Genomic DNA, 14034 nt, shown 5'->3' on the forward strand with positions numbered 1-14034 from the left:
CCCGGGCCGCCCGGACTGAGGAACGGGACGACGTCGCTACGGCGCGACCTTTCGCGGCCAGACCAGCTTGGCCTCGGCCCATTGGGTCGGGGCTACCACCCTGTAGTGTCCGTTCTGCACCTGGTAGAGCACCATGGGCTTGGCGGTGTTCTTCCCGCTCGGGTCGAACTTGATCGGCCCGTAAAAGGTCATGATGTCGGTGCTGGCGATGGCATTGCGCACTTTCTCGGGATCGAAGGACTGGGCGCGTTCGAAGGCGTCCACAAAGACCAATACCGACGCCGTCGACTCGGCCGCCTGGTAGGGCGCTTCGTAGCCGAACTCCTTCTTGAACAGCTGCGCATACTGCTCGGCACTACCGAACCACCGATCCCGATAGTTCAAACTGCGGTCCCACTGCGAAGCGCACAAGACCGACTCGGCGAGCTTACCCAGCGTTTCCGCAACCTGGGCCGAGTCGCAGTGCGTCGTGGCGATCATCGGGACGTCCACCTTCATCTCCGCCGTCTGTCGCACCACGAGGGTCGCGCCCTTCTCGTGGCCGGACACGATGAGCAGATCGGGTTTGACGGCCCTGACCTTGGTGAGCGTCGCCGCCATGTCGTTCAGTTCGGGCGGCAGCTTGTCGTCAATGACGATCTTCATGCCGTGACGCGTGGCGTCCTCCACGACGCCATCGCGTACGTCCAGGCTGAACGGATCGTTCTCAAAAGCCATCGCGACCTTGAGCGTCTTCGGGTCGCGACCGTTCTGCTTGGCGACTTCGGCCGCCAGATTCACTGCATCGCGCAAGTAGTAGTCCGAGGTAGAGAGGACGGCGAAGAGGTAGCGATACCCTTGGGTGAACAATTCGCGCGCTGCGCCATTGCCTTCAACGTGAGGAACTTTGTACTTCTCGGTCACCGGCGCGATCGCCTTGGTCAATCCCGAGCTGTAGGCGCCGAGCACGAACTTCACTCCGTCCTGGGCAATCAGGCGTTCGGCGAGCTGCGCCCCGCGCGCCGGCGTGGATTCATCGTCGTAGTAGACGATCTTGAATTTGTAGCTCTTGCCGCCGATCTTGACGCCGCCCTTTTCGTTGGCGCGCTTGACCGCAAGATCGTAGCCGTCCTTCGTGTTCTTGCCGTTGACGGAGTACTTGCCGGTGAGCGACACCGCCGCTCCGAGAACGATGGAATCGACTTCGACGTTATCGGCGCCCTTCGCTGATGTCATCAATAGCAGGGCGCAGGCGCCCGCGGTCGGCAGGAGTGTCATGGTGGACGTTTTCAGCATGATTCTCTCCTTCTGCATCCATCCCGATGGAGTGTCGGCGCGCGACGACCCCCGCTCCTCTATCAGGAGTTGATCTTGGCGCCCGCGGGGACGGCTCGCTCAATATAGCTCTTCGATATACCCAAGGGGGTAGTGGTTCGATAGAGTCCTGACCGGTGCAATCGAAGGGGCTGCGGCGGCGCGAGCTGTCGGAGCGGAACCGACGCGCCGCGATGACATCCAGTCGACGGGTGTGGTCGGCATCCTCGGCTCGGCGCTCTACGACCCGGTCTGGACCAGCGCCATTAGCTCCAAAGCCGATTTCGGCTTGGCACTGGCGGCGTTCGGCCTGTTGCTCTACGCCAAGGTCTCGCCCGTGGTCGTCGTGGTGCTGGCTGCGCTCGCAGAGTGGGCACTGTCGGTTGAGCGCGCTGCCCTCATGGGCAAAGAACAGAAGAGGGCGTTCGGTTGTGTGAGTGGGTCGCGCAGACTTCGGCTTCCTGGCCCACTCGAAGGACCACATGACCATCGCCTCCGCCGAACGCGTCCCGACCCACACCGACCAGTTGGCGCTCGGGGTGGGTCCCCTCAGCACCCAGCACCTGATCCACGCGCCAAAGACTCGGGATCTGTTCAGGCCCTTAGAAGTTATCCGTAAATAATATTCACCGCCAGCGGCACCTTTCGGTAGGCAATGATTGCGGCGGCAAGATGATTCAGTGCGAGGAAGCTGCGTTCGAGCTTCTCGTAGCGCACCAACAGCTTGCGGAAGCGGTTGAACCAACTGTGGCATACCTCGACCACCCAACGGCGAGCCTTCTTCCACGGCTGGCGCCGTTTGGCCTCAGTCTCTTGCCTACGGTCCACGACATGGGGGATATAGCCGTGCGACTCAATGATGCGAAGGGCCTCCGCGCTTCGGTAGCCGGCATCTGCGCACAGGTGTTTGCTGCGTCGAATTGGCGTGCGCTCGCGCTCGACCACGATGGCGCTGAGGACCTCATCGATTCGCTTGCCGTCATTCACGTTGGCCCCGGTCACGATGAACGACAACGGGACGCCACGGCCGTCCACCAGCAGGTGACGTTTGCTCCCCTTTTTTCCCCCGGTCCGTCGGGTTCGGTCCGACAGTTTCTTGCGCCAAGGGAGCCTTGAACATCGCCCCGTCAACGCTCTGCCATCGCCAGGCGATGCCTTGCATCTGGTCATACTCCGCCAGCCCTGCCTTCCACAGTGCCTCGAAGAAGCCTGCCCTCTCCCACTCGAGAAAGCGCTTGTGGATGGCGCTGGCGCTGCCGAAGCGTTCCTTGGGCAATGCTTTCCACTGGCACCCCGTGCGCAGCACGTACACGATGGCCTCGAACACCTGCCGCGCAGGCTTCGGCGGTCGTCCTGCGCCAGGACTTCGAACGTACGCCTTCTTCGGCAATGCGGCGCGCGCCGGAATCAGCGGTTCGACCCGCTGCCAGAACTCATCCGTCACCACCCAGGACTCGACTCGCTTTGCCGTCATCGTCTCGCTCCGACACCGCGCTCAATGCGGCTCGGAGGCGTAGTTTACTATTTACGGATAAGTTCTTAGCGCAGCACCAGGACGGGCGTGTGCGAGTGGGTCAGGACGTGCAGCGTCTCGCTACCCATCAGCAACCGCGCGAGACCCCGACGCCCATGCGAAGCCATCACAATCAGATCGCATTCGCGGCTTTTGGCGAGCTCGACAATGGACTCGGCCACCATGTTCGACCTCATGACGACAGCCTCTGCACTGCGAACCCCCTTGGCGTGCGCGGCGCCTTGGACCGCATCGACCAACTTCTGTGCAGCAACCACCGCTCGATGACGCGCCTCCCCGCTCTCCCGCTGGTCCAGCACGGTGGAGCCATCGAAGTGGCTGGACGGTTCGAGGTGCGCCACAGTGACAGCCAACAGTTCAGCCCCGGTCAGCAAGCTCAGGTCGATCGCCTTGGCGACGGCTTGTTCGGACAGCGCAGAACCATCGGTAGCGACAAGAATGCGTCTGAACATGGTGCTTCTCCTTGGGTAGCAGAGATTACTCCCGATCGACCCGGGCAGGAAAAGGAGGAGTCTGGGAAAAGGCCCTAAAGGATCGACGCAGAAGTGCCAGTGCCGTGGTACCGACGGTGCTTCGCAGCGAGCCAAGCCTAATGATGCAGGGATGCGCACATGGCTCTTTGTGATTGCAACTCTGGCCGCGCTCGCGGCGATGGCGTGGGCGAGCGACACCGTCACGTTGCAGGGGGAGTGGACTGTCTACACGGTCGAATGTCGGCAAGGAGGTTGGCAGGGCCAGCACTGCAACGGGCACTCGTTGCCGCCGACCGGCTGAGGTTCCGGGCGCTCAAGGCGCGCCGCGAAGTTCTTTTTTTGAGAGTGGCGCCGCTGAGCCCTCCGGCAAGATCTCGAACTGTGTGGTCCGGGACGGACGCAACTGAAGCTGTAAGCCCACGGCAGACGCACCTCGTCACGTCCCACATGAGATGGTCCGCGGTCGGCCAATCACCGAGGCGAGCGATCTCACGCCACCGTTGCATGCCGTCGCAAAGTGGAGTTGGTGGCTGTTGCAGTACGGAATTTCTGTGGGCAACGAAGCGAATGGTTGATGAGATGCCGTGGCCTCTGAGCAAGAGGCAACAAATGGTACTAGGCGCTCAAGGAACAAAATGAGCAGACGCCTCATCCAGGAATGGTGCTGAAAGGAGCGATGCTTGGGCTGCTGCCCTACCTGGTAGACGCCGCGCCCCTGTCCCTCGAGTGTCGGCCCAACGGCTCGCCGTCCAGCGCTCAGAGGGGCGCTGGACGGCGAGCCGGCGTGCCAAGTGCCACCGAGGCCTCCCGGGCGGCCGGCGAGCTGCCGGATCCAGCGCTGCGTGTCGGCGTCGACAACCTGCCCGTCACCGGCGCGGACCGCTTCAGTACCAGCCGTGACGCGATGACGATGAAGCGCATCGGCATCAGCCAGGAGTGGCGTCGCCGGCAAAACGCGCTGCGCGCCAGGCCGCTGCGGAAGCGGCGATCGAACGGAAAGCGGTTGCAGACGCAGGCCGCTCTCGCCGACACCCGCCTGCAGACCGCGCTCGCGTACCTCGATGCCTTCTATGCCGGCGAGGCGCTCAAGCTCACCACCCTCATGGAGCACCACGACGATGAGGAACTTGAAGCCGCCCGCGCCCGGCTTTCCTCCGCGACCGGCAGCAGCCAGGAGGTGCTTTCCCTCACCGGCGCCCGAGGCAGTTCGGAGGATGAGTCGGCCGAAGTCCGGCAGCAGAACGCCGCGAAGCTTGCGCTTCAGCGCTGGGTCGGCCTGATGCCCGATGAGCCGGCTCTGACTGCACCCTTCCCACCGAGGAAGCCTACGTTGCCCGCGCTGGTCGTAGGTGGGCTGCGGCCACTATGTCGACGCGTTGAATGCTCCCACACCTCAGCCTTGAGGGCTGGAAAGCGCCAGTCCTGATCGTCAGCGACGAAAGGGATCGATCTTGAGGTGCGGTCCACGCCTTGCAGAGGCTTGGCCAAAGGGGAGGTACCTGGAGATTGCCGGCGCGAATCACTTTTGGCTTTCGCGGAACGCGAGCACTCAGGCAGCGTTCGCAGAGTTTATCGCCGCTTCACAATGAGCCTTTTCGCGCGGAAGCTATCCACACTTTCCCTGTTGCGGTCGAGCAAGCACAAGGCTTCTCTTGTGCCACAGTGGGAGTGGAGATCCCTTCATCAACCACTAGACACCAACTATTGATGCGTACGTTGTTTGCCTTGCTCACTCTTTGGGTGGCCGTTTTCAGCCCCGCTGCGTGGTCTGCCTCCAGCAGCGTCTATCTCGAGGAGTTGACCTCGACCGAGATCCGCGATGCCATCCACGCCGGCACGACCACGATCATCATTCCGGTCGGCGGCACCGAGCAGAGCGGACCACACATGGCGCTGGGCAAGCACAATGTGCGGGTCAAGGTGCTGGCAGGCAGGATTGCCACATCGTTGGGTCATACCTTGGTCGCGCCGGTGCTGACCTATGTGCCCGAAGGCAGCATATCCCCGCCTGCTGGACACATGCGCTTTGCCGGCACGATTTCGGTGCCGGAAGACGCCTTCAAGAGCGTACTGGATGGCGCCGCGCGCAGCTTCAAGCAGCATGGCTTCGTCGACATGGTGCTGATCGGTGATCACGGCGGCTATCAGGCCCAGCTCAAGGCGGTGGCGACGCGCCTGAATCACGATTGGGCAGCGACGCCTGCCCGTGCCCACTTCATCGGGGACTACTACCGGATCACGCAAACCGACTACGTGCAGGCACTCAAAGCCAAAGGATTGAGCGATGCGCAGATCGGCATGCATGCGGGCACGGCCGATACTTCGCTCATGATGGCCATCGACGCCACGTTGGTCAGGCCAGATCAAATGGCACGTGACCCGCTCGAAGGCGCGGCCAATGGCGTCGCTGGCGATCCGCGCGCCTCCAGCGCGGCGCTGGGTCAGTTGGGCGTCGATTTGATTGTGGCGAAAACGGTGGCCGCCATTCGCACCGCGCGGGGTGCTTCGCGTTGAGCGCGCCACTTTCATTCCATGATGTGTGAACCGGTGGAGGGCTTGAGCATGCGCAAGAATCCCGTTGTCGTCGTTTCCGGGATGGTCGCCGTGTCGGCGGCCGCTTGGTGGGTCACAAACCAGGCCGTCGCGACCCCGGCGAACGCGCCGCCATCCGGCGCTTCCACGCAGAAGAGCCCCGTGGCGACGGTGCCGGGCATGCCGGCTGTACCCGACCGGAACAATCTTTACAGCGAGACGGGTGCCAACCGCATGAGCCCGGCGGTCGCTGGGGCCCTGGAGCGGGTGTATGTGCCCAACCACACGTCCAATACCGTGTCGGTGATCGATCCGGCCACGCTGAAAGTGGTCGATACGTTCAAGGTGGGCGTCAACCCGCAGCACGTGGTGCCTGCGTGGAATTTGCGCACGCTGTGGGTAGCCAACAATGCAGAAGGTCGGCGCGATGGCAGCCTGACGCCGATCGATCCCAATACCGGCAAACCGGGTCAACCGATCCCGGTGGAAGACCCGTACAACATGTACTGGTCTCCAGACGGTCAATCGGCCATCGTGGTGGCCGAGGCGTACAAGCGTCTGGACTTTCGTGACCCACGCAGCATGAAGTTGCAGTATTCGATTGCCACGCCGAAGTGCGACGGCATCAATCACGCCGACTTCTCGATCGACGGCAGGTTCGCGCTGTTCACCTGCGAGTTTGACGGGGCGGTCACCAAGATCGACCTAGTGAATCGCAGCATCGTGGGCACCCTCAAGCTGAGCAAATACTTCGATCGGCCGGATGTCCTCGCGCGGATCGCGACACCCGGCAAGAAGCCCGCCAAGATACCCGACCCGGGCCAGGTTGGTGGCGAAATCCGTACTACCCATGGCATGCCGCAAGACATACGGGTATCGCCGGACGGCAAGGTTTTTTTCGTGGCCGACATGATGGACGACGGTGTCCATGTGGTCGATGGCGAATCGTTCAAGCAGATCGGCTTCATAGCCACCGGTATCGGCGCGCATGGCCTGTACCCCAGCCGCGACGGCACAAGCCTGTACGTGGCCAACCGTGGCACCAACAAGATCCACGGCACGCCGGGCGGCAAGGGCAGCGTCTCGGTCATTGATTTCGCGACCCGTACCGTCACCAAGACCTGGCCCGTGCCGGGAGGCGGCAGCCCTGACATGGGCAACGTCAGCGCCGACGGAAAACACCTGTGGCTCTCCGGCCGGTACGACGATGTGGTGTACCGCTTTGACACCACGACGGGCAGCGTCGACAAGATTAAGGTCGGTCGCGAACCGCACGGGCTGACGGTGTGGCCGCAGCCTGGCAGATACTCGCTGGGACATACTGGGAATTTGCGCTGATCGGCGATGGCTGCCACGCCGCCGTTGTAGTCCAATTCGCCACCCTCGCGTTAATAGGACATCGGCCTTATTCCGGCCGAGGAGTACCCGATCATGCTCCTGCGTTACGCCCTCGCCTGGAGCCTGCTGTTGGTCTGTTCCACCGGGCGGGCAGGCACCGATTTTGCCTCGGCGCATGTCATGGTCGTAGACGACGCCAGCGGCGAGGTGCTGCTGAGCAAGGACGCCGCGAGCGCCGCGCCGATTGCGTCGCTGACGAAGCTGATCACGGCGATGGTGGTGCTCGATGCGCAGCAGGACCCGTACGAGAGTCTGCGGATCGAGGCGGCGGACACGGACCGCTTCAGGCACAGCCGCGGGGGTATCCCGGTCGGATCCGTGGTGCCGCGTGGCAACTTGCTCGAACTGGCGCTCCTCGCCTCTGACAACCGCGCGACCTCGGCACTGGTTCGCCACTATCCCGGAGGGTTGGCGGCGTTCGCTGCGGCCACGCGGCGGAAGATTCACTCACTCGGCCTGACCAGCACGTTGATCGAGGAGCCGACGGGGTTGTCGCCGAACAACGTGTCGAGCGCGCAGGACATGGTCAAGGTGCTGCGCGCAGCCGCGCGTTATCCCGCAATCTCGCATATCACGAGCCAGCGCAGCCATACCGTGCTGGTCGGCGGTCGGCGCTGGACCGTGCGCAACACTAACCGGCTCGTCGGCGCACCGGGGTGGCATGTGCTCTTGTCGAAGACGGGCTTTACCAACGATGCAGGTCGCTGCTTGGCCATGCGTGCCGAAGCCGGTGGACGGACGGTGACCGTCGTCTTGCTGGGTGCAGCGATGCCCTCGCAGCGCGCCCGCGATGCAATCACCATCCGCCGTCGGTTCGTCGACGCAACGCCTGCCCCGGTGGCGCGTTCGGCAGGAGCGCGCGTGCGGTTGGCGGCCCAGCGCCCGCGCGTCGTCACACCTGGGCCCCCGCCATGGCCTGCCGCAGGAAGCACGCCAGAAGCCACTACGCCAATCGTCGAATCCGGCGGCCAGGCAGTGCCAATGGCTGCTCCGTCGCAGTATGCGGAGGAGGCCAAGGGAAGGAAGCGGCAAAGCCGGGAGCAAATGAGAGGGCGAGTGCGTAGAACTGCCTGGCCGCGGGCGTAACGCGCCCTTCGGGTCGCAAGCCGGCCTTTGCGGATCGTGTGGATGGTCTCGATGCCGGCGAGGATGATGCGCGCGCAGCGGGTGGAGTCGCGCCGGAGTCGGCCTAATGTCGACCGCCGGCGCCCGGGTCTGAACCTGCGCCCTTGGTGGAATCTTGGCGTGATTCGGCTCGCCCCGTTTCCGCACAGCCTCGGCGACTGGATGCTGCGGCGGCCGACCTTCAGGAGCTGGATTGATGGCGCGCAATCGCTGCCTGCAGTTCTGCGAGCAGGCGCGGATCGTGCGTGGCGCGCTCCAGGAAGCGCTCGTCGGCCAAGGCGTTGGCACGGCGCTGCGCCAAACTACGCACCGCAGCGGCGGCACGGCCCAAAATCTGGCTGATCAAGGAAAACGCGGTGTTCCCCATTGCGCGCTGCGGACGCTGGTCGACGAAAGAAGTCATCGTGTTCCTCCCACCGACACCTGTTTCACAGCGTCCCACTAAGCATCAAAAACCCGCACGCTCCCTGGCGTGGCGGGTTTTTTTTTGCCTCACACCATCTCGCCGCGTAGCATCTCATGTCGGTACTTTGTCGGTACTTCTGCAGGTATCTGATAGGGGCCGGAAATCGAAGTACCGACACACAGGATGATCGATGCGATCAATCCGAGCATCCCCTATCGTAGGCCGCCACCGCTGGCGGCAAGCGACAGGATCTCGCAGCGAAGGCACAAGCGCGGATCGGTCACGTTCGGCAACCATCTTCACAGAGCAGACGTGACTTCGCTCCCGGGGCGCGCGTTGTGTACTGCAGGGGGCAGTTTTCGCCCCTTCAGGAGTCTCTGTGAACCTCAATCGTTCAGCCTTCTTCAAGTGGTCCGCGGCCGGTGCTGTGGCAGTTGGTGCACTTTTCGCCGCCGCGTCAGCGAATGCCCAGGTGAACTGGTCCGTCGGCATCAGTGCTCCGGGCGTGGCGATCGGCGTTGCCGAGCCTGGCCCCGTGTACTACGAGCCGGCACCTGTCTATTCGCGTCCTGCACCAACCTACTATCAGCCGGCTCCTCCCGTGTACTACCGGCCGCCGCCGCCAGCTTATTACCGCCCGGCACCGGTGTACTACGGGCCGCCGGCGCAGGTCTATGACGGGCCGGGCGAGCGTTGGCGCCATCGCCATCACCACCGTCGGGATTGGGACGATTGATCCGGGTGCGCCCCGGAGAGGACGTCAGTACCTCTGTACGCGCCCCACATTTGGGCCTGAGTCAAACGCTGCGTGCTCTTGATCGCTGCCGAGCCGGGAAGCGAGCACTTTTCAGCGACGCTTAAGGATCGACGAAGAGACTGATTCTCAGCAAAGGAACAGTCCCGAGCCCCACCGAAAAGGATCGAACGCCATGAAGTCTTCCGCTGCCCCCAAGCCCCTCACCCCGTCGCAGATCGAGCTCGTGCTCGAGTTGCTCGAGTTGCGCCAGCTGGCGCCGCAGGAGACGGCTGCGAAGTTCAACCGCTTGACCCAGGTCGGCACCTTCTCCGAAGCCCAGCAAGGGGCCATCGAGATCCTCTTCGCGCTCGAGGAGGACGATATCCCCGATGCACTCTTCGAATTCGCAGACGACGATGCCCGAAACATCGTTCGCGATGGGCTGGCGCACGAGGTGCGGCTCACCTTTGTGGGAGCCTAAGGCATCAATGTTGTCTGCGGCGACCAGGCCCCTGAATAACAGCTGTCCTCAGATCTCTATCGAGCAAGGAATTCGAGCGCCTTGGGCACAAAGACCGCATGGAACTGGAATACTCCGCCATGCCCGGCATCGGGGTAGATGATCAGGGTGCTGTTCGGAAGCCGCCGCGCCAGGTCGCGCGAGTTCGACGTGGGGACCATCCGGTCATCGTCACCGTTGACGATGAGCACGGGATGCTTGACCACTGAAAGATCGGCAGGTTCTTTCTGGCCCCAAGCGCTCAGCGCCCGCAACTGCGCCACGTACGCGGTGATGGAGATCTCCTTGTCACGGTTCTCCGAACGTTCCTTCAAACGCTGCAGAAACGCCTTGCCAGCCTCGATGCCATTGGGCGTGCGAGTGAAGAATAGGAATTGCTTCGGATCTTGGCCGGTGAAGAAACCCCGGAGAAGGTCGTAGTTCGCGACTCTGGCCACGGTGCTGATGCCCTCGCCACCAGCGGGACCTGTGCCCGCGAGAATTATCTTGCGGACGAGTTGCGGCTCCTTCAGCACGATTTCCTGGGCGATCATTCCACCCATCGAGAGGCCGAAGAGGTCAACCTGCTCGAACCCCTTCGCTTTGATGAAGGTGATGGCGTCGTCGGCCATCTGCTCCATCGAACTGGACGGCGAGCCGCTGGATGCCCCGACACCGCGGTTGTCGAAGGCGATCACGCGATGCTTCGCCGCAATGCCGTCCATGATCCGGGGGTCCCAGTTGTCCAGCACGGCGGCCAGATGGACGAGAAACACCACCGGCGTTCCGCCATTTTGCTTTCCCAACTCGCGGTATGCGAAATTGACTCCGCCTGCGGAGATGGATTTCGTTGGAACGTTTGTCCAGTGGATGCTCACCGCCTGGTCCATTGGCGGTGGACTGGTCTTCGCGCCGTCGGGCGGACCATCGCTTGCCCCTGCCGCCGGTGAAATAAATGGTGCAGCCAGGGCGATAGCCAGGACGCCTGCTTTGGGTAAACGACGCATTGCATGATCTCCAGGGTTGGAAACAGTCGGTCAGCTCATGCCGGCACACTGGATTGCTGTGCAAGGGTCGGGTAGTCGGTGTAGCCCCTTGGGCCTGGGGTGTAGAAGGTCGCCATGTCCACGGCATTCAGCGCCGCTTCGGCCCGCATGCGCTCCATCAGGTCGGGATTGGCGAGGAACGGGCGGGCGAAGGCGATGAGATCTGCTTGGCCTGTCTTGAGCGCACTTTCTGCACCGGCACGATCGAAGCCGCCGGCAAGGATGAACAAGCCCTGGAACGCAGCGCGAAGCCGAAACTTCAACTCGGCAGGCATCGGCGGCGCGCCCATCGCCGAGTGATCGAGCAGGTGGACGTACAGCATGCCCAGCTGCGAGAGCTCCTGGGTGAGCGCCAAGTACTGAGCCTCGACGTCGGGGTAGGCTCCCGTGCTGTTGAACACGCCGTAAGGCGACAGCCGGATCCCGACGCGATCGGCGCCGACGGCGGCTGCCGTGGCGCGGGCGACCTCGAGCGCAAAGCGATTGCGGCCATTGATGCTGCCGCCGTAGGCGTCGGTGCGCTGGTTCACATTGGCGTTCAGGAACTGCTCGATCAGATAGCCGTTCGCGGCATGCAACTCGACGCCGTCGAATCCCGCTTCGATGGCGAGCTGCGCCGACTTGGCGTACTCCTCCACGGCGTGGGCGATGTCGGTCGCGGTCATCGGCCGAGGGGCGCTGTGCGGCTGCATGCCCCGTGAGTCGGTGTACATCTCGCCGGGGCAGACATTGGCCATCGGCGCGACCACCTCCGCGCCTGCGGGCAGGTTGGCCGCATGGGTCACGCGACCGGTGTGCATGAGTTGCACGAAGATCTTGCCTCCCTTGGCATGGACCACATCTGTGACTGCCTTCCATCCGCGCACCTGCGCATCATTGAAGAGCCCCGGGATGCGTGCGTAGCCCAGGCCGTTGGGCGACGGCGAGGTACCCTCGGTGATGATCAGGCCGGCCGTTGCACGCTGGCCGTAGTACTCGGCGATCAGTGCGTTGGGTGTGTTCGCATCGACGGCGCGACTGCGCGTCATTGGTGCCATGACGGCGCGGTTGGCGAATTGAATTGAAGGTGCGACGAGAGGTTCGAAGAGCATTGTGATCCTTGGTTGAATGCGGGGCGCTCGAGCCCTTGTTGTTGGCTGGTGATCCAGTCAGGTTTCGGGTTCAGGACGCCTGCGGGAGGTAGCTGGGCCTCGGCGCCGTCATCCCGCGCTTGACCTGCAGCGTGAGCTCATCGGCCAGCACCTCGTCGAAGCCCGACTCGAGTCCGTCGAGCGCACGCTTGACGATCTCCTCAGGGCTGGACTTCGGGACATCGAACCCGCGCGTGAGATCGGTATCGACGTAGGCCATGTGCAGTGCCAGCACTTGAGTCTTCTGTGTCGATAGCTCGTTGCGCAGGGCATTGGTGAGCGACCAGGCTGCGGACTTGCTCGCCGAATAGGCTGCCAACTCGCCGCCGTTCACCCACGAGGCGACCGACAGGACGTTGAGCAACGCGCCGCCGCCGTTGGCCTTGAGAATCGGCGCGAAGGCCTTGCTCATGCGCAACACGGCGAAGAAATTGGTCTCGAAGATGCGCCGTGCGGCGTCTTCGCTATCGGCTGCGAGAAAGCCTCCCGGCTGGGCAATGCCGGCGTTGTTGATCACCAGCGTGACATCCGACGCCAGCGCTGCGGCGGACGACACGTCTTCCGACTTGGTGACGTCGAGTCGCAGGGCCTGAACACCGGATTGGGTGACGGCCGCGGGGTCGCGTGCGCCCACATAGACCTTGCGGGCGCCGCGGGCGAGCAGTTCGCGCGCGAACGCCAGGCCGATGCCGCGATTGGCACCTGTGACGAGGGCAACTGCATTCTCAATCTTCATGGGAATCTCCAAAGAGGGGGACAAACAGATTCAGCTGCCGGCTTTCAGGTCTTCCAGCAACACCGAAATGAACAAAACGCACTTGAACTTGGCGACGGCATTTCCCTTGGCGGGACTTGCCTCTATCTCACCTTGACGACGACCTTGCCCTTTGCGCGGCCGGCTTCGACGTAGGCCAGGGCTTCATTGGTTGATGCGAACGGGAACACCCGGTCCATCACGGGGCGGATGACGCCAGCATCGAAGAGACGGGTGATCTCGCGCAGTTGGCTTCCGTTCGCCTTCATGAAGAGGAACGAGAAGCTGACCCCGCGGCTCTTTGCCTTTCGTCTGATTCCAGAGCTCAGCAGCCGCATGACCAGTTTCACGAACCCCGGTGCCCCGATTTCCTTGCCGAAATTGGGATCAGGCGGTCCGGAGATGGTGATGAGCTTTCCGCCGCGCTTGAGCACGCGAAGGGATTTTTCGAGCGTCTTGCCGTCCTGGCTGTTCAGGACCACGTCGTAGTCGCGCAAGACATCCTCAAAGTCCTGCGTCTTGTAGTCGATGACGACGTCTGCGCCCAGACTCTTCACGAGCGCGACATTGGTCGTGCTCGTCGTCGTGGCAACGGTTGCGCCCAGATGCTTGGCCAACTGGATGGCAAAAGTGCCTACGCCGCCGGAGCCCGCCTGAATGAAGACCTTCTGGCCCCTCTTCAGATCGGCCTTCTCGATCAGTGCCTGCCAGACCGTCAGGGCCACCAAGGGGATGGAAGCGGCTTCTTCCATCGTGAGGCCCTGGGGCTTGAGTGCGAGGGAAGCCTCCTTGACCGGCACGAGTTCAGCGAACGTGCCGATCCGAAAATCATCCGCCCGCGCATAGACCTCATCGCCCAGCTTGAACTGCCGCACGCGCGGGCCGACCTTGACGACCACCCCAGCTACGTCGTGGCCCAGGATGAGGGGCAGGCGATAGGGCAGGATGAGCTTGAACTCACCATCCCTGATCTTGGAGTCCAGCAGGTTGACGCCAGCGGCATGGACCTGGACCAAGACCTCGTCATCGCGCAATTCCGGATTCGGCATATCTGCCAACCGCAATGCGCGCTTCTTTCCATATCGCTCGAGAACAAATGCCTTCACGG

At 63.1% G+C, this 14034-nt stretch carries 14 protein-coding genes; 6 read left to right on the forward strand and 8 right to left on the reverse strand.

What is annotated here, in order from left to right; all coding sequences use genetic code 11:
* Positions 1 to 36 precede the first annotated feature (36 nt).
* From ACSQ86_RS02730 to ACSQ86_RS02740, 3 genes are all read right to left on the reverse strand, one after another.
* A complete protein-coding gene (locus ACSQ86_RS02730; RefSeq protein WP_436302591.1) occupies positions 37 to 1275 on the reverse strand; it encodes an amino acid ABC transporter substrate-binding protein in 1239 nt (412 codons plus the stop codon).
* Between the two features lie 627 nt (positions 1276 to 1902).
* Positions 1903 to 2767 (reverse strand): IS5 family transposase gene (locus ACSQ86_RS02735; protein ID WP_436308390.1). Its coding sequence is split into 2 segments (ribosomal slippage): positions 1903 to 2350 and positions 2349 to 2767, totalling 867 coding nucleotides; the frame shifts between segments, so codons are not numbered across the junction.
* A gap of 65 nt (positions 2768 to 2832) precedes the next feature.
* Positions 2833 to 3279, reverse strand: coding sequence for a universal stress protein (locus tag ACSQ86_RS02740; protein WP_436302592.1), 447 nt, complete (start codon positions 3277 to 3279; stop codon positions 2833 to 2835).
* Positions 3280 to 4084: 805 nt separating this feature from the next.
* Between ACSQ86_RS02740 and ACSQ86_RS02745 the strand changes: the two genes are divergently transcribed.
* The 4 genes from ACSQ86_RS02745 (at position 4085) to ACSQ86_RS02760 (ending at position 8316) form a co-directional block, all read left to right on the forward strand.
* Positions 4085 to 4726, forward strand: coding sequence for a hypothetical protein (locus ACSQ86_RS02745; RefSeq protein WP_436302594.1), 642 nt, complete (start codon positions 4085 to 4087; stop codon positions 4724 to 4726).
* A gap of 281 nt (positions 4727 to 5007) precedes the next feature.
* Positions 5008 to 5814: a creatininase family protein gene (locus tag ACSQ86_RS02750; protein WP_436295723.1), complete on the forward strand. Its 807-nt coding sequence runs from the start codon at positions 5008 to 5010 to the stop codon at positions 5812 to 5814.
* Positions 5815 to 6012: 198 nt separating this feature from the next.
* Positions 6013 to 7170 (forward strand): hypothetical protein, encoded by a 1158-nt coding sequence (locus ACSQ86_RS02755; protein WP_436306245.1) that lies wholly within the window; start codon positions 6013 to 6015, stop codon positions 7168 to 7170.
* A gap of 93 nt (positions 7171 to 7263) precedes the next feature.
* Complete coding sequence (locus ACSQ86_RS02760; protein ID WP_436308445.1) at positions 7264 to 8316, forward strand: serine hydrolase; 1053 nt, start codon at positions 7264 to 7266, stop codon at positions 8314 to 8316.
* A gap of 220 nt (positions 8317 to 8536) precedes the next feature.
* Here ACSQ86_RS02760 and ACSQ86_RS02765 read toward each other — a convergent pair whose 3' ends face one another.
* Positions 8537 to 8758, reverse strand: coding sequence for a hypothetical protein (locus ACSQ86_RS02765; protein ID WP_436302597.1), 222 nt, complete (start codon positions 8756 to 8758; stop codon positions 8537 to 8539).
* A gap of 382 nt (positions 8759 to 9140) precedes the next feature.
* Between ACSQ86_RS02765 and ACSQ86_RS02770 the strand changes: the two genes are divergently transcribed.
* Both ACSQ86_RS02770 and ACSQ86_RS02775 read left to right on the forward strand, forming a co-directional pair.
* The gene (locus tag ACSQ86_RS02770) at positions 9141 to 9497 is read left to right on the forward strand and encodes a hypothetical protein (RefSeq protein WP_436302598.1); all 357 of its coding nucleotides are present in this window, start codon (positions 9141 to 9143) and stop codon (positions 9495 to 9497) included.
* 193 nt (positions 9498 to 9690) lie between these two features.
* Positions 9691 to 9978, forward strand: a complete 288-nt coding sequence (locus tag ACSQ86_RS02775) for a hypothetical protein (protein WP_436302599.1) — start codon at positions 9691 to 9693, stop codon at positions 9976 to 9978.
* Positions 9979 to 10034: 56 nt separating this feature from the next.
* Here the strand turns inward: ACSQ86_RS02775 and ACSQ86_RS02780 are convergent, their stop codons facing one another.
* From ACSQ86_RS02780 to ACSQ86_RS02795, 4 genes are all read right to left on the reverse strand, one after another.
* Complete coding sequence (locus ACSQ86_RS02780; RefSeq protein ID WP_436310250.1) at positions 10035 to 10886, reverse strand: alpha/beta fold hydrolase; 852 nt, start codon at positions 10884 to 10886, stop codon at positions 10035 to 10037.
* A 152-nt stretch (positions 10887 to 11038) separates the two neighbouring features.
* Complete coding sequence (locus tag ACSQ86_RS02785) at positions 11039 to 12133, reverse strand: alkene reductase (RefSeq protein WP_436308446.1); 1095 nt, start codon at positions 12131 to 12133, stop codon at positions 11039 to 11041.
* Positions 12134 to 12203: 70 nt separating this feature from the next.
* Positions 12204 to 12908, reverse strand: a complete 705-nt coding sequence (locus ACSQ86_RS02790; protein ID WP_436302601.1) for an SDR family oxidoreductase — start codon at positions 12906 to 12908, stop codon at positions 12204 to 12206.
* A gap of 122 nt (positions 12909 to 13030) precedes the next feature.
* Positions 13031 to 14032 (reverse strand): NADP-dependent oxidoreductase, encoded by a 1002-nt coding sequence (locus ACSQ86_RS02795; RefSeq protein WP_436308447.1) that lies wholly within the window; start codon positions 14030 to 14032, stop codon positions 13031 to 13033.
* Between the last annotated feature and the right edge of the window lie 2 nt (positions 14033 to 14034).

The organism is Variovorax sp. LjRoot130, assembly GCF_964253755.1.
Lineage (GTDB): Bacteria > Pseudomonadota > Gammaproteobacteria > Burkholderiales > Burkholderiaceae_C > Variovorax.